General features: G+C 60.8%; 22 protein-coding genes. 5 read left to right on the top strand and 17 right to left on the bottom strand.

What is annotated here, in order from left to right; all coding sequences use genetic code 11:
* Positions 1–56 precede the first annotated feature (56 nt).
* From V9L13_RS21905 to V9L13_RS21890, 4 genes are all read left to right on the top strand, one after another.
* Positions 57–866 (top strand): MetQ/NlpA family ABC transporter substrate-binding protein, encoded by an 810-nt coding sequence (locus tag V9L13_RS21905; RefSeq protein ID WP_338800521.1) that lies wholly within the window; start codon positions 57–59, stop codon positions 864–866.
* Between the two features lie 2 nt (positions 867–868).
* Entirely contained in the window at positions 869–1,990 is a 1,122-nt protein-coding gene (locus tag V9L13_RS21900; protein ID WP_338800520.1) for an ATP-binding cassette domain-containing protein, read from the top strand.
* Positions 1,980–2,624, top strand: a complete 645-nt coding sequence (locus tag V9L13_RS21895) for a methionine ABC transporter permease (protein WP_027611182.1) — start codon at positions 1,980–1,982, stop codon at positions 2,622–2,624. Before V9L13_RS21900 ends, V9L13_RS21895 begins: the two co-directional genes overlap by 11 nt.
* A 158-nt stretch (positions 2,625–2,782) precedes the next feature.
* On the top strand, positions 2,783–3,412 hold the full coding sequence (locus V9L13_RS21890) for a class I SAM-dependent methyltransferase (protein ID WP_103485219.1): 630 nt from the start codon (positions 2,783–2,785) through the stop codon (positions 3,410–3,412).
* 101 nt (positions 3,413–3,513) lie between these two features.
* Here the strand turns inward: V9L13_RS21890 and V9L13_RS21885 are convergent, their stop codons facing one another.
* From V9L13_RS21885 to V9L13_RS21875, 3 genes are read right to left on the bottom strand one after another with little or no spacing between them, the layout of a single operon-like run.
* A complete protein-coding gene (locus V9L13_RS21885) occupies positions 3,514–6,567 on the bottom strand; it encodes an efflux RND transporter permease subunit (protein ID WP_338800519.1) in 3,054 nt (1,017 codons plus the stop codon).
* Entirely contained in the window at positions 6,564–7,628 is a 1,065-nt protein-coding gene (locus V9L13_RS21880) for an efflux RND transporter periplasmic adaptor subunit (protein ID WP_338800518.1), read from the bottom strand. Before V9L13_RS21880 ends, V9L13_RS21885 begins: the two co-directional genes overlap by 4 nt.
* A complete protein-coding gene (locus V9L13_RS21875; protein ID WP_003220588.1) occupies positions 7,625–8,728 on the bottom strand; it encodes an efflux RND transporter periplasmic adaptor subunit in 1,104 nt (367 codons plus the stop codon). The genes V9L13_RS21880 and V9L13_RS21875 overlap by 4 nt, the downstream gene beginning before the upstream one ends.
* 260 nt (positions 8,729–8,988) lie before the next feature.
* On the opposite strand from V9L13_RS21875, the gene V9L13_RS21870 reads away from it, so the two are divergent.
* On the top strand, positions 8,989–10,149 hold the full coding sequence (locus tag V9L13_RS21870; RefSeq protein WP_338800517.1) for an AAA family ATPase: 1,161 nt from the start codon (positions 8,989–8,991) through the stop codon (positions 10,147–10,149).
* A 120-nt stretch (positions 10,150–10,269) separates the two neighbouring features.
* On the opposite strand, the gene V9L13_RS21865 is transcribed toward V9L13_RS21870, so the two are convergent.
* The 14 genes from V9L13_RS21865 to V9L13_RS21800 all read right to left on the bottom strand — a co-directional run bounded on the left by V9L13_RS21865 (position 10,270) and on the right by V9L13_RS21800 (position 21,665).
* Complete coding sequence (locus V9L13_RS21865) at positions 10,270–11,151, bottom strand: transporter substrate-binding domain-containing protein (protein WP_338800516.1); 882 nt, start codon at positions 11,149–11,151, stop codon at positions 10,270–10,272.
* Positions 11,148–11,930: an amino acid ABC transporter ATP-binding protein gene (locus V9L13_RS21860; RefSeq protein WP_338800515.1), complete on the bottom strand. Its 783-nt coding sequence runs from the start codon at positions 11,928–11,930 to the stop codon at positions 11,148–11,150. The genes V9L13_RS21865 and V9L13_RS21860 overlap by 4 nt, the downstream gene beginning before the upstream one ends.
* Positions 11,927–12,586, bottom strand: a complete 660-nt coding sequence (locus V9L13_RS21855; protein WP_003220580.1) for an amino acid ABC transporter permease — start codon at positions 12,584–12,586, stop codon at positions 11,927–11,929. Before V9L13_RS21855 ends, V9L13_RS21860 begins: the two co-directional genes overlap by 4 nt.
* Positions 12,567–13,232: an amino acid ABC transporter permease gene (locus V9L13_RS21850; RefSeq protein WP_003220579.1), complete on the bottom strand. Its 666-nt coding sequence runs from the start codon at positions 13,230–13,232 to the stop codon at positions 12,567–12,569. The genes V9L13_RS21855 and V9L13_RS21850 overlap by 20 nt, the downstream gene beginning before the upstream one ends.
* Before the next feature lie 579 nt (positions 13,233–13,811).
* Entirely contained in the window at positions 13,812–14,609 is a 798-nt protein-coding gene (locus V9L13_RS21845; protein ID WP_338800514.1) for a MetQ/NlpA family ABC transporter substrate-binding protein, read from the bottom strand.
* 167 nt (positions 14,610–14,776) lie between these two features.
* Positions 14,777–15,709: a sigma 54-interacting transcriptional regulator gene (locus V9L13_RS21840; RefSeq protein WP_338800513.1), complete on the bottom strand. Its 933-nt coding sequence runs from the start codon at positions 15,707–15,709 to the stop codon at positions 14,777–14,779.
* Between the two features lie 56 nt (positions 15,710–15,765).
* Positions 15,766–16,347, bottom strand: coding sequence for an alpha/beta hydrolase (locus V9L13_RS21835; RefSeq protein WP_003220572.1), 582 nt, complete (start codon positions 16,345–16,347; stop codon positions 15,766–15,768).
* A gap of 279 nt (positions 16,348–16,626) precedes the next feature.
* Positions 16,627–17,028 (bottom strand): biopolymer transporter ExbD, encoded by a 402-nt coding sequence (locus V9L13_RS21830; RefSeq protein ID WP_003220570.1) that lies wholly within the window; start codon positions 17,026–17,028, stop codon positions 16,627–16,629.
* A gap of 1 nt (position 17,029) precedes the next feature.
* Positions 17,030–17,755 (bottom strand): MotA/TolQ/ExbB proton channel family protein, encoded by a 726-nt coding sequence (locus V9L13_RS21825; protein ID WP_338800512.1) that lies wholly within the window; start codon positions 17,753–17,755, stop codon positions 17,030–17,032.
* Positions 17,756–17,841: 86 nt separating this feature from the next.
* Positions 17,842–18,657 carry an energy transducer TonB gene (locus V9L13_RS21820; RefSeq protein WP_226499765.1) on the bottom strand — a complete coding sequence of 272 codons (816 nt, stop codon included), beginning with the start codon at positions 18,655–18,657 and terminating at the stop codon, positions 17,842–17,844.
* A 274-nt stretch (positions 18,658–18,931) separates the two neighbouring features.
* The gene (locus tag V9L13_RS21815; RefSeq protein WP_338800511.1) at positions 18,932–19,267 is read right to left on the bottom strand and encodes a hypothetical protein; all 336 of its coding nucleotides are present in this window, start codon (positions 19,265–19,267) and stop codon (positions 18,932–18,934) included.
* 52 nt (positions 19,268–19,319) lie between these two features.
* A complete protein-coding gene (locus V9L13_RS21810; RefSeq protein WP_338800510.1) occupies positions 19,320–19,643 on the bottom strand; it encodes a hypothetical protein in 324 nt (107 codons plus the stop codon).
* Positions 19,644–19,805: 162 nt separating this feature from the next.
* Positions 19,806–20,132, bottom strand: coding sequence for a hypothetical protein (locus V9L13_RS21805; RefSeq protein WP_007952780.1), 327 nt, complete (start codon positions 20,130–20,132; stop codon positions 19,806–19,808).
* Positions 20,133–20,321: 189 nt separating this feature from the next.
* On the bottom strand, positions 20,322–21,665 hold the full coding sequence (locus V9L13_RS21800) for an aryl-sulfate sulfotransferase (protein WP_338800509.1): 1,344 nt from the start codon (positions 21,663–21,665) through the stop codon (positions 20,322–20,324).
* Positions 21,666–21,675: the final 10 nt, after the last annotated feature.

Raw genomic sequence — 21,675 nt, 5'->3', positions numbered from 1 at the left:
TCGCGAAGGGGCCCAAATAGACACCAAAAACTTATGCACTGACTGGAAACCACACCATGACCCAGAAATTCCTGTCCCACCCAGTCAAAGCACTGGCCCTGGCCTTCGGCCTGTTCAGCTCGGCGGTGTTCGCTGCCGACGCTCCACTGAAAATCGGCACCACCGCCGCCTTCGCCATTCCGCTGGAAGCCGCCGTCGAAGAGGCCTCCAAGCAAGGCCTGAAAGTCGAGCTGGTGGAGTTCACCGACTGGATCGCACCGAACGTCAGCCTCGCCGCCGGCGACATCGACGTGAACTACTTCCAGCACATCCCGTTCCTCGAAAATGCCAAGGCTGCCGCCGGTTTTGACCTGGTGCCGTTCGCCCCGGGGATCATCAACAACGTCGGCCTCTATTCGAAAAAATACAAAAGCTTCGACGAGTTGCCTGAAGGCGCCAGCGTCGCTATCGCCAACGACCCGATCAACAGCGGTCGCGGTCTGCAACTGCTGGCCAAGGCCGGCCTGATTACCCTGAAACCGGGGGTCGGCTATAAGGCCACCGAGGACGACATCGTCGCCAACCCGAAGAAGATCAAGATCCTGCAAGTCGAAGCCGTGCAACTGGTGCGCGCCTACGATGACGCCGATCTGGTCCAGGGCTACCCGGCCTACATCCGTCTGGCGAAGACTTTTGACGCCGGCTCCGCGTTGCTGTTCGACGGTCTCGACCACAAGGAATACGTGATTCAGTTCGTGATCCAGCCCAAGAGCAAGAACGACCCGCGCCTGATCAAATTCGTCGACATCTATCAGCACTCGCCTGCCGTTCGCGCCGCACTGGATAAGGCCCACGGCAAGCTGTATCAGGCCGGTTGGGAAAGCTGAGCATGACCGCCGCGATCCAACGGCGACTGGATATTCCAGAGCCAAAAAATGCTGAAAAAACCGAACTGCATCCCGAGCTGAATCGCGCCCACGTGCGCTTCATCGGCCTGGGTAAAACCTACGAGGGGCGGCAAGGTCCGGTCGCGGCCCTGCAAGGCATCGATCTGGCGATCCAGCGCGGCGAGGTGTTCGGCATCATCGGTCGCAGTGGCGCCGGCAAGTCGTCGCTGATCCGCACGATCAATCGTCTGGAGCAACCGACTTCGGGGCGGGTGCTGATCGATCAGGTCGACATCGGCGAGTTCGACGAAGACCGTCTGGTCGCCCTGCGCCGGCGCATCGGCATGATCTTCCAGCACTTCAACCTGATGTCGGCCAAGACCGTGTGGCAGAACGTCGAGCTGCCGCTGAAAGTCGCGGGCGTGCCGAAGGCGCAACGCGAGCAGAAGGTGCGTGAACTGCTCGAACTGGTCGGCCTGCAAGCCAAGCACAAGGCCTACCCGGCGCAGCTGTCCGGCGGGCAGAAGCAGCGCGTCGGCATCGCCCGCGCATTGGTGCATGACCCGGACATTCTGCTCTGCGACGAAGCCACTTCGGCGCTCGATCCGGAGACCACCCAATCGATCCTCGGCCTGCTGCGCGAGATCAATCAGCGCCTGGGCCTGACGATTGTTTTGATCACGCACGAGATGGCGGTGATCCGCGAAATCTGCGACCGCGTGGTGGTGCTGGAACACGGGCGGATCGTTGAGCAGGGCCCCGTCTGGGAGGTGTTCGGCAATCCGCAGCACGAGGTCAGCCAGACCTTGCTCGCGCCGTTGCAACACGCCTTGCCGGAAGAACTGCAAAGCCGTCTGCATGCCCAACCGCCCTCCCCGGGCGCAGCGGTGGTGCTGCGTTTGCAGTTCACTGGCAGTGCCGGCGACGAGCCGGATCTGGCAGCCCTGTTCACCGCCCTCGGTGGTCGGGTGAAGTTGCTGCAGGGCGGCGTCGAACGGATTCAGGGGCACGCGCTGGGACAACTGTTGTTGGCGGTCAGCGGCTCACCCTTGAGCGCCGAACAATTGCGCGAGCGCGCCGCGCAGTGGGCACAACGGGTGGAGGTATCGGGTTATGTGGTTTGATCGCTTGCTCCAAGGTTTCATCGACACCTTCCTGATGGTCGGCGTGTCGTCGCTGATCGCCTTGCTGGTGGGGATCCCGATGGCGGTGATTCTGGTCACCAGCGACAAGGGCGGGATCTACCAGGCGCCGCTGCTCAACCGGGCGTTGGGCGCGTTCGTCAACCTGTTCCGCTCGATCCCGTTTCTGATTCTGATGGTCGCGCTGATTCCGTTCACCCGGCTGATTGTCGGCACCACGTACGGTGTGTGGGCGGCGGTGGTGCCGCTGACGATTGCCGCGACGCCGTTCTTTGCGCGGATTGCCGAAGTGAGTTTGCGTGAGGTCGATCACGGTTTGATCGAGGCGGCGCAGGCCATGGGCTGCCGACGCTGGCACATCGTCTGGCATGTGCTGTTGCCTGAAGCGCTGCCGGGGATTGTTGGCGGGTTCACGATTACGCTGGTGACGATGATCAACTCGTCGGCCATGGCCGGGGCGATTGGTGCCGGGGGGCTGGGCGACATCGCTTATCGCTACGGCTATCAGCGCTTTGACAGCCAGATCATGTTGACGGTGATTGTGTTGCTGGTGGCGTTGGTGGCGGTGATTCAGTTGGGTGGGGATCGTCTGGCGCGGGGCCTGAACAAGCGTTAAGTCATGCCGCACCTCTGAAACCGCTATCGCGAGCAGGCTCACTCCTACAGGGGAACGCATTTCAAATGTAGGAGTGAGCCTGCTCGCGATGGGCTGCGCAGCGGCCCCGCTGGTTGGCGTATATTCGGCAAATCCCAACTGCCGCGCAGCCCTCGACCATGAAGCAAACCCCCACCGATCTGGAACAGATCACCGCCACCACCCTCGGCCACTACAACTCGGTGGCCGAAGACTTTCGCGAAGGCACCCGCGATCACGATGTCAGCCAGAACATTGACGCCTTGCTTCGCCATATCCAGGGCACGGCGCCGTTCTCCATTCTCGATTTCGGCTGTGGGCCGGGGCGTGACTTGCGCACGTTCACCCGCATGGGCCACGTTGCGGTCGGCCTCGACGGTGCAGAGCAATTCGCGCAAATGGCACGGGCAGACAGTGGCTGTGAAGTGTGGTGTCAGGACTTTCTGAAGCTCGATCTGCCGGCCGAGCGCTTCGACGGAATCTTCGCCAATGCGGTGCTGTTTCATGTGCCGTTGCAGGAGTTGCCGCGAGTGCTCAAGCAGCTGCATGGCACGTTGAAACCGGGCGGGGTGTTGTTCAGTTCCAATCCGCGCGGGGATAACCGCGAGGGCTGGAACGGGCCGCGCTATGGTTCGTACCACGATCTGGAAGCGTGGCGCGGGTTGCTCACGGCAGCGGGGTTTGTCGAGCTTGAGCATTACTACCGGCCCGCGGGGTTGCCGCGCGAGCAGCAGCCTTGGCTGGCCAGTGTCTGGCGTAAATCTGCGTAGGCAGTTCTGACGCCTTCGCGAGCAAGCCCGCTCCCACAGTTGGAATGCGTACCCCCTGTGGGAGCGGGCTTGCTCGCGAATAGAGTGCGCAGCACTCGCTTTTAAGCGGTCTCTTTTTTCGGCTCGCGAATCCGGTACCAGGCCACATACAGCGCCGGCAAAAACAGCAGCGTCAGCAACGTCGCGACCACGATCCCGCCAATCATCGCGTAAGCCATCGGCCCCCAGAACACTTCGCGGGCAATCGGGATCATGCCCATGCTCGCCGCCGCGGCGGTCAGCAGGATCGGCCGGCGGCGGTGCTCGGTCGCTTCCACCACCGCATCCCACGGCGCATAGCCCTTTTTCTCGTACTCATCGATCTGCGTCACCAGAATCACCGAGTTGCGAATGATGATGCCGATCAGCGCCAGAATCCCGAGGATCGCCACGAAGCCCATCGGCGTGCCGGTCGGCACCAGCGCCAGCACCACGCCGATCAGACCCAGCGGCGCGACACTCGCCACCAGGAACATCTTCTGCACGCTGTGCAGCTGGATCATCAGGAAGGTCGCCATCAAAAACAGCATCAACGGCAGCACCTTGGCGATCGGCCCCTGGGCCTTGCCGCTTTCCTCGACCGTACCGCCGGTGGCGACTTTGTAGCCGACCGGCAGCTTTTCAGCGAAGGCATCGATTGACGGCTTGAGCAGTTTCACCAGGTCGGTCGGCTGGATCTCGTCGCGCACCGAGGCCTTGATGGTGATGGTCGGCAGACGGTCGCGACGCCACACCAGCGGCTGCTCCAGCTCATACCGCACGGTAGCGAAGGCCAGCAGCGGAATCGAGGTGCCGTTGGGCGTGACGATCTGCAGGTTCTGCAGGGTTTCCGGGGTGCCGCGCTCGGAATCCACCGCGCGCCCGACGACGTTGATCAGGTAGATATCGTCATCGACCTGGGTCAGTGGCGAACCGCTGACGATGCTGTTCATCAACTTCGCCACGTCTTCCGACGACAGCCCGAGCTGACGCGCCTTGTCCTGGGCGATGTCGATACGCAGGACTTTGCCCGGTTCGTTCCAGTCGTAAATGATCTCGCCGATGTGTTCGTTCTTGTCCAGCTCGGTCGCCAGGTCGATGGCGTGCTTGCGCACCTGATCGATGTCCTTGCCGCTGACCCGGTACTGGATCGGCCGTCCCACCGGCGGGCCCATTTCCAGCGCCTGCACGTAACTGCCGATGCCGACGAAGTCCTTGTGCAGACGCTCACGCAGGCGTTGGCTCAGGGCCTCGCGGGCTTTGAAGTCTTTGCTGACGATCACCAGTTGCGCGTAATACGGGTTCTGCAGTTGCTGGTCGAGCGGCAGGTAGAAACGGATCGCGCCCTGACCGATGTAAGTGCTCCAGCGCACGATGTCCGGGTCGCCCTTGAGCGTGGCTTCGAGCTTGTCCACGGCCTTGCGGGTTTCGTCGATCGAGGCGTTTTGCGGCAGGTTCAGATCGACGAGGATTTCCGGGCGGTCGGAGGACGGGAAGAACTGGTTCTGCACGAAGCGCATGCAGAACACCGCCAGCACGAAGCACAACACGGTGATGCCGATCGCCCACCAGCGGTTGCGCATCGACCACAGCAAACCGTGGTTGAACGCCCGGCCAATGCGCCCCGGCTCACCTTCGTGGGGTTTCACATTGGTGCTGAGGATGTGCACGCCAATCACCGGTGCGAACAGCACCGCGACGATCCACGACACCAGCATCGCCACCGCGATCACCGCAAACAGAGTGAAGGTGTACTCACCGGCGGAGCTGGCGTTGAGGCCGATCGGCACGAAACCGGCGACCGTCACCAGCGTACCGGTGAGCATCGGGAATGCGGTCGAGGTGTAGGCGAATGTGGCCGCCTGCTCCTTGGTCTCGCCCATTTCCAGACGCGTGACCATCATCTCCACGGTGATCATCGCATCGTCCACCAGCAGACCGAGGGCGATGATCAGCGCACCGAGGGAGATCCGCTGCATGGTGATGCCGCTGTATTCCATGAACACGAAGACCATCGCCAGCACCAGCGGAATCGAGCACGCCACCACCAGTCCGGCGCGCACGCCGAGGCTGATGAAGCTGACCACCAGGACGATGATCACCGCTTCGAACAGCGCGCTGGTGAAGCCGCCGACGGCCTCTTCCACCACCACCGCCTGATCGGACACGGTGTGCACGCCGACGCCCACCGGCAGGTCGGCCGTCAGTTGGTCGATGCGCGCGTGCAGCGCTTTACCGAACTCCTGCACGTTGCCGCCCTTCTGCATGGCGATCGCCAGGCCGATGGCCGGTTTGCCGTCGAAGCGGAATTCCGGGGTGGCCGGGTCGACGTAACCACGGCTGATGTCGGCGACATCGGCCAGCCGGTAGAAACGGTCGTTGAGCTTGAGATTGACCTCGGCCAGATCCTTCTCCGAAGCGAACTGCCCCGAAGTGCGCACGGAAATCCGCTCCGGCCCGGCCTCGATCACACCCGCCGGGGTCACCGCGTTCTGCGATTGCAGGCTCTGCACCACCTGGCGCTGATCGATGCCCAGCGCGGCGAGTTTGCGCGTGGAGAAATTCAGGTAGATCACTTCGTCCTGCTGGCCGACCATCTCGATCTTGCCCAGCCCCGGCACGTTGCGGATCTCGGCGCGGGCCTGTTCCACGTAGTCGCGTAACTGGCGCATGGTCAGGCCATCGGCAGTAAAGGCGTAGACCGAGCCGTAGACGTCACCGAACTCATCGTTGAATCCGGGTCCCTGAATCCCTTGGGGAAACTGCCCGCGAATGTCATCGATCTTCTTGCGCACCTGGTACCAGATTTCCGGAATGTCCTTTGCGCTGGTGGTATCGCGCAGGTACACGTAGACCGTCGATTCACCGGGCCGCGTGTAGCTTTTCACGTAATCGAGGGAGTCGAGTTCCTCAAGTTTTTTCTCGATGCGGTCGGTGACCTGCTTGAGGGTTTCTTCCTGGGTCGCGCCCGGCCACTTGGTCTGGATCACCATGGTCTTGATGGTGAACGACGGGTCTTCTTCGCGCCCCAGATTGAAGTAGGAAAACACCCCCATCAGCAGCGCGACGAACATCAGGTACCAGACGAACGACTGATGCTTGAGGGCCCATTCGGAGAGATTGAAAGAGCCTTTCATTGACTGTCCTCGTCGAGTTTCACGGCTTGTCCGGGTTTGAGGCTGTTGACGCCTGCGCTGACCACCTGCTCACCACTCTTGACCCCGCCGGCCAGCACCACGGTGCTGTCAGTGCGGCTGGTCACGCTGACGTCACGGGGGGAGACGGTTTTGCTCTGGGGGTCGATGACCCAGATGCGGGTCTTGCCGTCGACTTCCTGCAACGCCGTCGCGGGCAATTCGATCCGCGACTTGATGGCCGAGCTGAGGGTCACGCTGATCGCCGTGCCGAGACGAAACCCGGGCGGGGTTTCGCTCAGGGTCAGGCGTGCACGACGGGTACGCGTGGCGCTCTGTGCCTGGGGTTCGATTTCGCGAATGATCGCCGTGGTGCTGATGCTCGGGTCGAGCTGCGCGGCCACCAGAAACACCACGTCGGCGGGGATCTGATCGACCAGCGTATCCGGCAGGTCAATCACCGCTTCCTTGATGTCCGGTTGCGCCAGGGTCACCACTTGCTGGCCGGCGGTTACCACTTGGCCGGCCTCGGCATTCCATGCCGTGACCACGGCTTTGTGGTCGGCGCGCAGTTCGGTGTAGCCGAGCTGATCCTTGCTCTGGTTGACCGCCGCCCGCGCCTGATCGAGCGAAGCCTGGGTGGTTTTCAGGTCGGTGGTGGCGATGTCCAGTTGTGCCTGGGCGCCCACGCCGCGATCGAACAGCGCTTGCTGACGCCGGGCATTGGCCTGAGCGTTGATCAGTTGCGCCTGCACCTTGGCCAGATCGCCCCGGGCCGAGCGCAACTGGTTCTGCTGATCAGTCGGGTCGAGGGTGGCAAGCAGCGTGCCCTTATCCACTTCGGCACCGACATCGACGTTGCGACTGGCGATGCGCCCGCCAACGCGAAACCCGGTATTGCTCTCGTAACGCGCCTGAATGCTCCCGGCGAAACGCCCGAGGGTTTCTTCGTTCAGCGCCTGCACCTTGATCGACAGCACCGGCCGCACCGGCTCCGGCGGTGGTTCGCTTTTCGAGCAGGCAGCCAGCAGCACGCCAATGGACAACAGCCCCAAACGCTTCATGGCTGTGCTCCCGGTTGCAGATCCTTGTAGGTGTTTTCGGCGATTTCGACTTTCATGCCCGGGTGCAGCAGTTGTCCACCGGCAACGATGACTTTTTCGCCGCCGTTGAGGCCGCCGCTGATGATGACCTTACCGGTCAGGTAGCGGCCGACGGTGACGTTATGCAATTGCGCTTGCCCCTTGTCGTCAACCATCCACACCGCCGGGTCGCTGATGTTTTTGGTCAGCGCCGACCACGGCAATTCCACCGCCGTTTTGCCAGTGCCCTTGGCGGTGGCACTGACCACCGAGCCGAGCTGCATGCCTTGCGGGAGGCTGTCGAGGGTGACCTTGACCTGCACCGTGCCCGATTGCGCCGACACCGCCGGGGTAATTTCACGTACGGTGCCGGTGGTCTTGATGTTGGGGTTGTCGAGCAGACTGACGACGATCGAGCGATCGGCAGGCCGTTCCGAGAGCAGCGATTCGTAGACGTTGAACACCGCATCGCGGTCGCCATCGCGGGCCAGTTTGAAAATCGGCGCGGTCGCCTGAACCACCTGGCCGACTTCAGCCTGGCGCTCGGTGATGATGCCGGGGGCATCGGCGATCAGCGAGGTGTAGCTCAACTGATCCTTGGCATTGGCCAGTTGCGCCTGGGCCGCGCTCAGAGCGCTCTGGCTGCTGCGCAACGCGGCTTGGGCGGAGTCGAATTCGCTCTGGCTGGTGTAGCCCTTGGGCAACAGTTTTTGCTGCCGCACGAACGCCGCAGCGCTTTGTTTGACCCGCGCCTGCTCGGCGACAACCTGCGCTTGGGCGGAGTCGACGTTGGTCTGCAAATCCTTGGGATCGAGTTTGGCCAGCACCTGTTTGGCGCTCACCCGGTCGCCGACATCGACCATGCGCTGGATGATCTTGCCGCCGACCCGGAACGACAGTTCGGTCTGCACCCGCGCCTGCACGTCACCGGTGAGGGTCACGGCAGCGGCATAGTCAGCCGGTTTCACCACTTGCACAAAGACCCGGGGGAAGTACTCCGCCGGGGCCTCTTTTTTGCCGCAAGCGGTCAGCGCCGTGAGCAGGCTCAGCACGACCACTGTTTTCAATCCGGGACTCGCCATGCAGACTCCTTCCTGTGTACGAACGTGCAAGTGACGATACGACTGTGAGCTTAGAACAGGGTTCAACCTTCGCTCGCGGGAATAACGCATTTTCCACATTGATTTCTGTGGCGAGGGAGCTTGCTCCCGCTCGACTGCGAAGCAGGCGCAAACCTCTCGAATCGGGGGTTGGGACCGCTTCGCAGCCCGGCGGGAGCAAGCTCCCTCGCCACAGGGGCACAGCCACGGCACACTATCGGTTCCGGCAGAAGGAAACGCCCATGCTCAAGACCCTCGCGGTAGCCAATTACCGCTCGATCAATAAATTGGTGATTCCGCTGGGCCGGCTGAACCTGATCACCGGCCCCAACGGCAGTGGCAAGTCCAACCTGTACCGCGCGCTGCGCCTGCTGGCGGAGACCGCGCAGGGTGGCGTGGTCAATGCGCTGGCCCGCGAGGGTGGGCTGGATTCGACGTTCTGGGCCGGGCCGGAAACCATCAGCCGGCGCATGCGCAACGGCGAAGTGGCGATCGAGCCGACCGTGCGTCAGGGCGTCAAACGCCTGCGTCTGGGGTTTGCCGGGGAAGACTTCAGCTACGCGATCGCTCTCGGCTTGCCGGAGCCGAGCCTCTCGTTCTTCTCCCTCGATCCAGAGATCAAGAAGGAATGCATCTGGGCCGGGCCGCTCTATCGTCCGGCGAGCCTGCTGGTGGATCGCCACGGCCCGATGATTCGCGCCCGCGAAGGGCGCGGCTGGGACGTGCTGGCCCAGCACACGCCGAACTTCGACAGCCTGTTCGATCAGGTCGGCAGCCTGCGCAGTTCACCGGAAGTGTTCCAGATGCGCGAGTTCATCCGCCGCTGGCGCTTCTACGATCACTTCCGCAGCGATGCCGACGCCCCGGTGCGCCAGCCGCAACTGGGCACGCGCACGCCAGTGCTGCATCACGACGGCCGGGATCTGGCCGCAGCGTTGCAGACCATTCGCGAAATCGGCGACCCCGAGGCGTTGCAGGCAGCGATCAGCGATGCCTTCCCCGGCGCACGACTGAACATCGCGCCGCTGGCCGGCGGCCGCTTTGCCATCGAGTTCTATCAGGAAGGATTGCTGCGACCGCTGTCGGCGGCGGAGCTGTCGGACGGCACGTTGCGTTATCTGCTACTGATCGCCGCGCTGCTGACGCCACGCCCACCGTCATTGATGGTGCTCAACGAACCGGAAACCAGTCTGCATCCGGATCTGTTGCCGGCGCTGGCACGCTTGATCATTCGCGCTTCGCAGGAGTGTCAGGTGTGGGTGGTGTCCCACGCACGGCGGTTGATTTCGGCGCTGCAGGAAGATCCCGAGTGCAACTGCATCGTGCTGGAGAAGACGCTGGGGCAGACCGGGATTGTCGGCCAGCGGGTGCTGGATGAGCCGGCGTGGAACTGGCCGGATTGAGCGGCGCCTGAACCACCGCTTTCGCGAGCAAGCCCGCTCCCACAGTTGGAATGCGTACCCCTGTGGGAGCGAGCCTGCTCGCGAAGAGGACCTTCAGGTCAGCGCAGATTTAACGGCCAATCAACCCTGCCACTTGCCACCTTCAACAATCACGCTCTCAGGCTTGGTGTCATCGCTCAGCTCTTTACGCACGTATTGGTCATACAGCTTGAGCAGGTATTTCTCTTCACCCAACTTGGCCAGCTCGGTATTCACCCAGTCACGCAGCTCGATATTGCCCTTCTTCACCGCCGGCGCAATCGGCGCTTCAGCCCCGAGCTTTTCGTCCAGCACCCGGTAGCCCGGATTTTGCTTGGCCCAGCTGAACAGCACCAGATTGTCCTGCGCGTAGGCGTCGCCGCGACCATTGGCCAGCGCTTGCAGCGATTCGGAGTTTTTCTCGAACTTCAGCAGTTTCCAGGCCGGGTGATTCTTGGTCAGCCAGATGTCGGCGGTGGTGCCGGTGGTGACGATAGTGGTGCGGGTCGCCAGGTCATCGAGGTTCTTCACGGAACTGCCCTGCGGTACCAGCGCCTGGACTGCGACCTTGAGGTTCGGGTTGGTGAATTCCACCGCTTCCTTGCGCTCCGGGGTCACGGTCATGTTGGCGAGGATCAGGTCGACCTTGTCGCTCTGCAGGAACGGAATGCGGCTCGCCGGCTCCACGGCCACGAACTCGACCTTGTTCTCGTCGCCCAGCAGATCCTTGGCGAAACGCCGACCGATATCGGTGTCGAAGCCGACGTAGCGCCCGGCTTCATCGACGAAACCGAACGGTGGCTTGTCGGTGAATACGCCGACGATCAGTTTGTCGCGGGCCTTGATCTTGTCCAGATAGCTGACCGGCGCGGTGCTTTCGCTGGCGACTTTCGGCTTGGCCGGTTCTTCGGATTTGTTGCAGCCGGCGAGCAGCGCGAGCCCCAGCAGCGGCAGTAAAAACAGGGATGACTTGGCAGTTTTCATAGCGGTTCCAGTTCCTTTGTCGGATTCGTTTCAGGCAGTGTTGCAACGAAGGAGAACTTCTCCAGAAACTGCTGCGCGCGTGCGGTTTGCGGGTTCGTAAAGAAAATCTCGGGCGGGTTCTGTTCAAGGATGCGTCCGGCATCCATGAACACGATACGGTCGGCCACCGCGCGGGCGAAGGCCATTTCATGGGTGACGATCAGCAGGGTCATGCCCTCGCGAGCCAGGCCCTGAATCACTTGCAGCACTTCCTTGACCATCTCCGGGTCGAGGGCGGCGGTGACTTCATCGAAGAGCATGACCCGCGGGTTCATGCACAACGAGCGGACGATGGCGATGCGTTGCTGCTGGCCGCCGGAGAGCTGGCGCGGGAACGCATCGCGCTTGTCCGCCAGGCCCACCCGTTCGAGCAAGGCTTCGGCTTGCTGCTGCGCTTCACGGCGCTGGCGCTTTTGCACCTTGAGCGGGCCGAGCAGCAAATTGTCGAGCACGCTCATGTGCGGGAACAGGTGATAACTCTGGAACACCATGCCGATCTGCTGGCGGATCTCGCGCCAGTCGGTGGCCTTGTCCAGCAGCTCGCGGCCGACAAATTTCAGGCTGCCGCTGTGGGCCTCCTCCAGACCATTGAGGCAACGCAGCAAGGTGCTTTTGCCACAACCGCTGGGGCCGAGGATAACGATCACGTCGCCGCTGCGCACTTGCAGGTCGATGCCCTTGAGCACCTGCTGTTCGCCGTAGAATTTGTTGAAACCGTGAAACTCGATCAATGCGCTCATGCTTGCGTCCAGCGCCGCTCCAGCACGCGCGAGGCGGCCGACAGCGGGTAGCAGATGAAAAAGAAAAACAGAAACAGCGCGCCGTAGATCAGCACCGACTCGTAGGTGCGCTCGATGATCTGCTGGCCGACCTTGATCACGTCGACCACGCCGATCAGCACCGCCAGCGAGCTGGTCTTGATGATCCGCGTGTAGACGTTGATGGTCGGCGGCGTCATGCGTTTCAGTGCCTGCGGCAGCAGCACGTAGCCGTAAAGTTGCGCCGCATTGAGGCCGATCGACAATCCCGCCTCACGCTGCCCGCGGGGCAACGAATGCAGCGCGCCACGGGCCACTTCGCCGACCTCGCTGGCGCCCCACAGCGACAGCACCAGCACCGCGCACCAGAAGCTCGGCAGGCTCAAACCGAAGAAAATCGGCAGGCCGAAAAACAGCAGGTACAGCCAGACCAGCACCGGGATCGCCCGGAACAGTTCCAGATAGACCCGCAGGATCGCGTTCAGCCACGTCACGTTGAGCGTGCGCAATACGCCGTAGAGCACGCCGCCAATGGTGCTGATCGCAATGCTCAGGAACGAGATCGACAAGGTTTGCCCGGCGCCTTTTGCCAGTTGCGGCAACGACACCCAGAGCAGTTCAAGACCCGAACTGGCCATGCTGGAGCCTCCTTTCCAGACGGCTGAGCAGCAGCGACAGCGGCAAGAACAACAGCACGCAAATCAGCGTCAGCACCGCGAGCATTTCGTAGGTTTTGTAGTAGAGCGCGATGTAGCTCTTGGTGGTGTAGAGGATTTCCGGCACGGCCACCGCCGAGACCACGGTGGTTTCCTTGAGCAGGAAAATGAAATTGGCGAACAGCGACGGCAGGCTGAGAATCCCCGCTTGCGGCAGGATCACGTAACGCAGCAACTGGCCGTGGGACAGGCCGATGGAACGCCCCGATTCCAGTTGCGCCTGCGGCACCGCGTCGACACCGGCACGCAGCACCTCAGTGAGGTAAGCACCGCCGAGGAAGGTCATGGTGATGATTGCAGCGGTGAACCCGGAAACCTTGATCCCCAGCGCCGGCAGGGCGAAGTAGACGAAGAACAGTTGAATCAGCAGCGGCGTATTGCGCGCCAGTTCTACATACAGGCCGACGGCGCGCTGCAGGTAAGGCGTGCGAAACACCAGAATCGTCGCGTTGAGCAGCGCCACCAGCAGCGACGTGCCGATGGCGATGAACCCGACCTGCAGCGTCACGCCCACGGCTTTGAGAAAGGCCGGCAGGGTGCTGAGAATGAATGCGTAATCGAAAGTCATGAAACGTCCTGACGCCACTCGGTAAGTGGCGGTGATGCAGTCCATGGACAGCGGGTGACTGTCCGGCAGGCACTGACTTTATAGGTATAAAAACAAGAATTTAAATACCGTTAAAGCATATTGATATCACCCAAAAAACTATCCTGTGGGTTTGCCGGGAAGGAATAAGAAGGCTATTTTCCCTTGCGCTGTAGGAAGGATCTTTTTTGCATGAAAGCCCTCCAAGGACGAACAGCTTTTGGCCAGACTCCTCCGGCCAAACCATTACAAGGAAGACAACATGGACGTAAAAGTGCCGCAGCGACTGGATCCGCAGGACATCGTGAAATTGCTCGTGGCGTTGCGCCGGGCGTTGAAAGCTCAAGTGGCCTGATTCAGCGAAAAAAGCAAAAGATCGCAGCCTTCGGCAGCTCCTACAGGAGATCGCATTCCTCTGTAGGAGCTGCCGAAGGCTGCGATCTTTTGCTTCTGGGTATAGATTTTGTGTCGACCGCACCAATCGAGCACACACAAAAACGCCGATGACCATCACTGGCCATCGGCGTTTTCATACCTTGAAGGGGTGGTTCAAGCGTCGGATCAGAACGCCGGCAGTACCGCGCCGTTGTACTTCTTCTCGATGAACGCTTTGACTTCCGGGCTGGTCAGGGCTTTGGCCAGTTTCTGGATGGCGTCGCTGTTCTTGTTGTCCTCACGGGCCACCAGGAAGTTCACGTACGGCGAGTCAGCGCCTTCGATCACCAGCGCATCCTTGGTCGGGTTCAGCTTGGCTTCCAGCGCGTAGTTGGTGTTGATCATGTCCAGATCAACTTCCTTCAGGACGCGTGGCAGCAGGGCCGATTCCAGTTCCTTGAACTTGAAGTTATGCGGGTTCTTGGCGATGTCTTTCGGGGTCGCCAAGGCGTTTTTCGGATCTTTCAGTTCGATCAGGCCAGCCTTCTGCAGCAGGATCAGCGCACGTCCGCTGTTGCTGCCTTCGTTCGGAATAGCGATGGTCGCGCCGTCCGGCAGTTCAGCCAGAGTCTTGTACTTGCTCGAGTAGCCACCGAACGGTTCAATGTGCACGCCCTTCACGGTCACCAGGTACTTGGCTTTGTCGTCCTTGTACTTACCGGCGTTGAAGCTGTTCAGGTACGGTTCGGTCTGGAAGTAGTTGGCATCCAGACGCTTCTCGCCAACCTGCACGTTCGGCTGTACGTAGTCGGTGAAGACCTTGATTTCCAGATCCACGCCTTCTTTGGCCAGGGTCGGTTTGATCAGCTCGAGAATTTCCGCGTGCGGCACCGGAGTCGCCGCCACCACCAGTTTCTCGCCGGCCTGGGCCAGGGAAGCAGTCAGAGCAGCCGCCAATGCGGTAAACAACAGAACCTTTTTCATGCAGTGTCCTTATCGAGAATCACGGTCGCGAATGGCGACGGCTATTAATACGAGTGCCAGTGAAGTGCTATCTCTGGCGTGAAGCGGACAATACCGGGATTTTTTATTCCCGGACAATAACGTTTATTCACTTTGATATTCCATTTCGTTCATACAGAACCAAACGGCTACAACTGCTGGCTCAAACCAATCAGCAGATCTTTCAAAGCCTTACGTTCGTCAACGCTACCGCCGATATTGATTTGTGCTACCAGTCGTTCGATCTGAAGCTGCGGCCCAGACACCTCGGGCAGGTTCAGGTGCTCCGGGAGGATTTCGTCGCCAGTGCTGACCAGCAGCGCAAAGTGAATGACGTTTTCCAGCTCGCGGGTGTTGCCCGGCCAGCTGTGTCGCTCCAGCAGGTGCTGCGCCGCTTCGCTGATCAATGGCACAGGCAGATCCAGGCGCTGGCTGTAGATGCCGAGGAAATATTCCGCCAGCGACAGGATGTCGCCGATCCGCTCGCGCAGGGCCGGCAATTCCAGCTGTCCTTCGCTGAGGTAGTGGTAGAGCCGTTCGTGGAATTTTCCGGCGTCCACCGCTTGCGCCAGATCGATGCTGGTGGCTGCGACCAACCGCACATCCACCGGGCTCGGCTGATGCGCGCCAATGCGGGTGACTTCATGATTTTCCAGGGCGGCGAGCAGTTTGATCTGGATCGGCAACGGCAGATCGCCGATCTCATCGAGGTACAAGGTGCCGCCGTTGGCCGAACCGAACCAGCCGGCCCGACTGCTCGCCGAACCTGTATAGCTGCCGGCGGCATAGCCGAACAGCTCGGCATCGGCGTAGGTCGGGCTGATCGCGCCGCAATTGACCGAGACGAACAGACCGCTGCGATCACTGGCACGGTGGATATGGCGCGCGAGCAATTCTTTGCCGGTGCCGGTCTCGCCACGGATCAATACCGAGATGGCACGCGGCGCCAGATGCTCAAGTTCTTCGCGCAACTGGCGGGAGCGGGGATCGACGAACACCAGCGCCTTGGCGCGAATGCTCAGGGGACTTTTTTCCGCATCGGGAAAGGTCAGCAACGGCTGACCGAACGTTTCGAAACTCATGGCAGACTCCCGCCCAGAACCGCCGGCAGACGGGGGCGTTCAGAAAAGAAAAAGGTTCAAGCGCGACGCCGGGCGTGGTGTTCCATGCGGTTTTGCAGGCGATACAGATAAGCGAAACCCTGCTCCCAGCGCTGATGCCCGGACTTGACGTTGATGTGCCCCGCCCCGGCAAGAATTCCCGCCTCGGCGCCCCAGTTGCGCGCCAGCTCAAGAGCGCGCGGGGCGCTGACCGCGGCGTCGTTGTCGGAACTGACCACCTGGCTCGGGAACGGCAACAGATCGGTCGGGATCGGCGCAAAATTGCGCAACGCAGGCGCGCAGGCCGGACGCTCGACATCGGCAGGTGCGACCAGCAACGCACCGCGCACCTGACGCAGGTATTGCACAGGCGCGGTAGCCGCCCAATGTGCAACGGTGATGCAACCCAGGCTGTGAGCAATCAGGATCACTGGCGTGCTGTCGGCAGCAATCGCTTCGGCCAGCGCCGCGACCCAGTCTTCACGGCGCGGCGTCAGCCAGTCGGCCTGCTCCACGCGTGCGCTGTTGGGCAGGCTGTTCTGCCAGTGGGTTTGCCAATGATCTTCTGGCGATCCTTGCCAGCCCGGCACAATCAGATAGCGGATTGATTCGTTGCGCATGGGGAGCTCTCCTGCGTCGTGTCTGTTCCTGATCGAGTATAGGGACGGGATTTATATTCGTTAAGGAATAAGAAGCTATTTATTAAGACCTAAAAGAAATATCAGTTGCCTTGTGTAGGAGCTGCCGAAGGCTGCGATCTTTTGATCTTGTTCTTAAAAGCAAAATCAAAAGATCGCAGCCTTCGGCAGCTCCTACAGGGATCGCGAGTGGGTTAAAACCGGGATAAAAAAAGGGCCGCACCCTGCCAAGGAGACGGCCCCGGAAAAACGTAAATCCTGTTACCGCGCAGTGATCACCGACAACTTGGTAATCCCTGCCCGCTCGATCGAGGCCATGGCCCGCGCCACTTCGCCGTAGTTCACCCCGTCGTCAGCCTGCAATTGCACGCGTACTTCCGGGTCCTTGGCCTTGGCCGACTTGAGGTTGAATTCCAGCAAGTCCGGCTGGATTTCATCCTTGTTGATAAACAGTTTGCCGGCGCCGTCGATGCTCACCACCAGCGGATCTTTCTGCTCGACCGGTGCTACTGCTTCGGTCTTCGGTAGGTTGATCGGGATCGCGTTGGTCAGCAGCGGCGCGGTGACGATAAACACCACCAGCAGCACCAGCATCACGTCCACCAGCGGCGTCACGTTGATCTCGCTCAGCACCTCGTCGCTGTCTTGCGTGGAGAAGGCCATATCAGGACGCCTCCTTCACTTTTGTTGCGTTGCCCGGTGCCGCTACCTTGTTTGCAGCCGGGTGGATCAGCACACGGAACGCACTCTTCTGCGCCAGGCTGTAGAAGTCGTGGGCGAAGTCATCCAGATCCGCCGCCGTCAGTTTCAGACGCCGCAAAAAGTAGTTGTAAACCAGCACCGCCGGCACTGCGACCGCGATCCCCACTCCGGTGGCAACCAGTGCCGCACCGATCGGACCGGCAACTGTTTCCAGGCTCGCCGAGCCTGCCGCGCTGATGCCTTTGAGCGCTTCCATGATTCCCCACACCGTGCCGAACAGACCGATGAACGGCGAGGTGCTGCCAATACTCGCGACGACCGCCAGACCGGTTTCCAGCGAACGCCGTTCGCGGACGATCTGCTGACGCAAGGCACGCTCAAGGCGATCCTGATGGTTGATCGCCTGACTCAGGTCATTGGCCTGTGGCGCTTCGCCGACCTGGATCGCCGCATAACCGGCCTGTGCCACCCGAGCGGCAGCGCCGGGTTGGGTTTCGCTCAACTCAGCGGCGGAATCCAGACTCGACGCTGCCCAGAAGCGTTTATGAAACTTGCGATCCTGCGCCTTCAGACGACCGAACTGCACAGCCTTGAGCAGCGCCAGTCCCCAGGTGGCAACGGAAAAAACCACCAGCAGCCAGATCACCGCGCTTTCGATGGATTCCAGTGGAGAGGCCAGTAACGTCATGATGTATTCCCTCGTGTGTGGGAGCCGAGCTTGCTCGCGATGGCGGTTCCAGACACACCGCGAGAATAAAGTCAGCTGATTACCAATTAATGAATCTTGAAATCGATGGGCACGCTGACCCAGCCGTCCTGGGCGACATCACCCTGCTTGGCCGGCACAAAGCTCCACTGCTTGACCGCGCTTAGCGCCGCATCGTCGAGTTGCTGCCGACCGCTGCTTTTCTGAATCTGGATCTCACCGGGCTTGCCGTTGGCCAATACGTGCACCCTCAGCATCACCGTGCCTTCCCAGCCGCGACGCTGGGCCAGCGATGGATATTCCGGCGCCGGGTTCTTCAGGTACGCCGCGTTGGCCGAGGCCGGTGTCACTGGCGCGGGAGCCGGTGGCGCGGGCGGTGCCGGCGCCGCGACCGGAGCGGCCGGTTGTGGCGGCGCCGGAGGTTGCTCGAGCGCTTTGGGTGCCGGTTTCGGCACCGGTTTGGCCACCGGTTTCGGCTTGGGCTTGGGAATCGGTTTGGGTGGCGGCGGCTTCACCGCCAACTCGTCTTCAACCGGCGGCGGTGGCTCAACCACCGGTGCCGGTGGCGGCGGTTCGACCACCGGCGGCGCGGGTGGCGCCGGCCGCGAAAACTCGATGGTCATCGGCGGAATTTCCGGCGGCACGATCGGCAACGCCGGCGTCGGATGCTGGTTGATCCAGTAGATCACCGCGCCGTGCACCAGCAGCGCCAGCACGCCGAGCAGAATGGTTTCACGGCGGCTCAGAATGCCCTTGGGCGCACGCTGCAAACGCAGTTGCCCCAGCGGCACACGATGAGGCCGGCCGAGATCGACCAATTCGCCACTCGGTGCCTGGCGCCACAGCACCTCCTGTGCACTGGCGGCGGTCTGGACATTGCCCATTGATTCACTCCCTGCGGTCTCTTTGCGAAGTACCCGACGGGTCGCCGCAAACATCCCCCGGGCGACCGGTCGTTGGGTGAATCATTGGAGCAATCGCTTATCTCCGAAAGTAACTTTTATCGATGTGTTTAGATTTTTTACGAATATGTATTTCCGTAGATTGTCGCGAAGCCACGGCCCGTAAGGCCTGGCGCCAAAGGCTAAATTTACAATGCTTTTCAAGCATGAAAAATATTCGGCGAAGGCATGCAAAACCCGTTCATTTCGCGCTTTTTCAGCGGTTTTGCCGGATGAATTCCAGGCCATTCAACCCGATGTTGCCCATCATGTCCGCCGCGCTGCCCAGTGCCCGCAAGCGTGTATAGGCCTGATCGGGCGAGAACATCACCCAGGCGTGCGCCGTGCCATCGGCCGTCAGCGTATTGAAAGAGATAGCGACCGGGCCTGTTGAAAAACCATGCCTGAAATGGAAATTGCCAAAGGCGATCGGGTATTCGATGCCGGACAGTGACAGGGTTCCGGTGAAACTGCCGGTGCGGTCATCGCCCTCGGTCAGGGTCAAGGTTGTATCTGAGGGTTCATGACGATAAACGCCGTTGATCGCGGACATGTGCTGCATCCTTGCTTGGTGTTTGAGAGAGAAAACTGGCGCTGGCTGCGCCTCATGCATGGCGAACGAAGTCGCCGGGCAGGCTGCTGACCACGCCGTCATAGGTGACGCGCACGCAGTGCCCCTGCAGTTCATGAGTGCCGCGACTTGGCGAGAACAGGGTCAGGGCGAAATAACCGTGATCCTGGTTATTGGCAATCAGCGTGACCACGGTTGGCGGCTGGTAGCCATTGAGGCTGGCATAACGGCCATTGACGATGCCGTAGTTGATGCCTTGGTGATGCAACGTGCCGGCGAAGACCCCGGTGCGGTCATCGGAATCGACAATGGTCAGATAGGGCCCATCGAGGGTGTTGGAATAAAGCGCGTTTTGCATGTAAGCGTCCTGCTCGAATGATTAAGTTCAACGCAAGCTTAGAATCAGACGCCCGCAAACGCTGTCATCCACAGGAAGCACAACCAACATGAAAATGACTTATTTCATGTAAGAAAAAAGCCGTCAGACTCAATAGCATGACGGCTTTTTTGTGACACACAATTACTGTTTAACAAATTCTCCAGCCAGGCCAACAACATCACCGTCAAAGTTAGTGCGCGAACCCACCGCACGAACTTTCGAATAGTTGTGATCCGGCGAGAACAGCGTCCAGGACTGATAACCCGTGCCGTCATTCAGAGCCGCGAAGGTGATGATCGTAGGCTGCCCGGTGCTGTTCTGGAAATGGTAATGCCCGTAAGCGATGTCGTAGTTCACGCCGTTCTGGCTGAACTTGCCGCTGAAGGTGCCGTTGGAGTCGTTGCCATCGGTAATCGTCAGTTTGGCGCCAGCGTTAGCGTTTACATAATTGCCATTAATGCTCGACATAACGAGATTTCCTTTATCGTTGGATAAGTGTCTTCCGATGAGAGCAAGTTTCCTCCTGGAAACTCACGACACTCAGGATGGTTGGCCATTCACTTATTGTCCACGCGACTTTTCAACGAAATTGCAATAAGCACTATTCATCTCCCACATAACTTATCGCCATTCATTCGAGCATTAATTCCTTTTCAACTAACGACTGGCGCTGACTTGTAGCGCGGACGGTGTCGGGGCGACAACCGCAGTCTCGGAACGCGGAGTTCCGGCCGGCACCCAGTCATAACTCACCGGCAACGCCCGATAGACCCAGTTGCTGATCGCGTCACTACCCGGCGCTTTGCCCAGATACGGGCTGACGTATTCCCAGACGTTTTCGCCGCTGGCCGTGATCTGGAAAAACCGTCCGTTCATACCCTCGTCGATCAGCGTATTACCGTTGGGCAAGCGTCGCGCGCTGCTGATGAACGAACTGTAGAAGGCCCACCCCGGCTGCTTCGAATTCGCCGCGCTGTACTGCCAGACAATTTCATTTTTCAGCGGATCGATTTCCAGTACCCGCGAACCGGAAATCAGCCCGAGGGTGACGTTCGGATACCCCGCCGAGCCCTGATTGTCGAACACCAGCAAGTTGCCCGCGCCGGGCAGCCCGGCCGGGATAATGTGCGCGTCGTGCTGGCCAACGAATTGATCGACCGGACGCGGCAGTTTCTGCGCGGTTTTCGGATTGATCAGCGGCAGGTTCGGACCGAGGCGCCAGACCACTTTGCCGCTGTGCTTGTCGATGATCGCGATGAAGTTGGCGTTGCGCGAATCAAGCAACAGGTTGTCCGGGTCAAAGCGTTTGTCACCGGCATCGAACCACTTGTTCGGCCCGACCACGCTGAGGTTGTTGATATGCAGGTAGTCCGGATTGTCGCTGGCGCGTACCAGCTTCAATTGCTCCGGGGTGAAGCCGAATTCGTTCAGGTGTTCCGAGGCCAGCCACTGCCATTTCACCTGCCCGTCGGGGCTGACTTCGTAGATCGCATCGTCGATCACCTCGGGCACTTTGAAGCCTTTGACCTGGTGCACCTTGTTCGCCAGCACCACGGTGTTGCCGTTGCTCAGGCGCCGCTGGTCATGGTGTTGCTGCGCCGCGCCACCGGGCGCCTTGTCGCCCCATTGCCAGACGACTTTACCGTTCCAGTCCAGCTCGCCGACGCTCTGATTGCCCAAGCCATTACCGGCGGAGCCAAGCTTGCCCGGATCCTTCTCGCTCAGTTGCAGCAGCACATGCCCGCGCTCGCCGCCGACCAGTTGCGGGTCGATGATCGCCGAGGGAAAACCCGCCTGCGGCCAGGTTTTCACCTCGTTGCCGTTCATGTCGATCAGGTGCGTCTGCTTGTCGGCGCCACTGAAGATCACGTACTGGTTGAACGCCTTGTTCGGGTCGTAGCGGGTGACGCCGGTCGGGTACACGCTGGGTGCGGCGAACACCGTGGTACTCAACGCTGCGCCGGATAACAACAGCGCTAAAGCGGTTTTGCCTGGCAACATGATGCAGCTC

This window comes from Pseudomonas sp. RSB 5.4, from assembly GCF_037126175.1.
GTDB classification, from domain to species: Bacteria; Pseudomonadota; Gammaproteobacteria; order Pseudomonadales; family Pseudomonadaceae; genus Aquipseudomonas; species Aquipseudomonas fluorescens_H.
The sequence above is the reverse complement of the archived record's forward strand: the minus strand, read 5'-3'. Positions and strand labels throughout refer to the sequence as shown.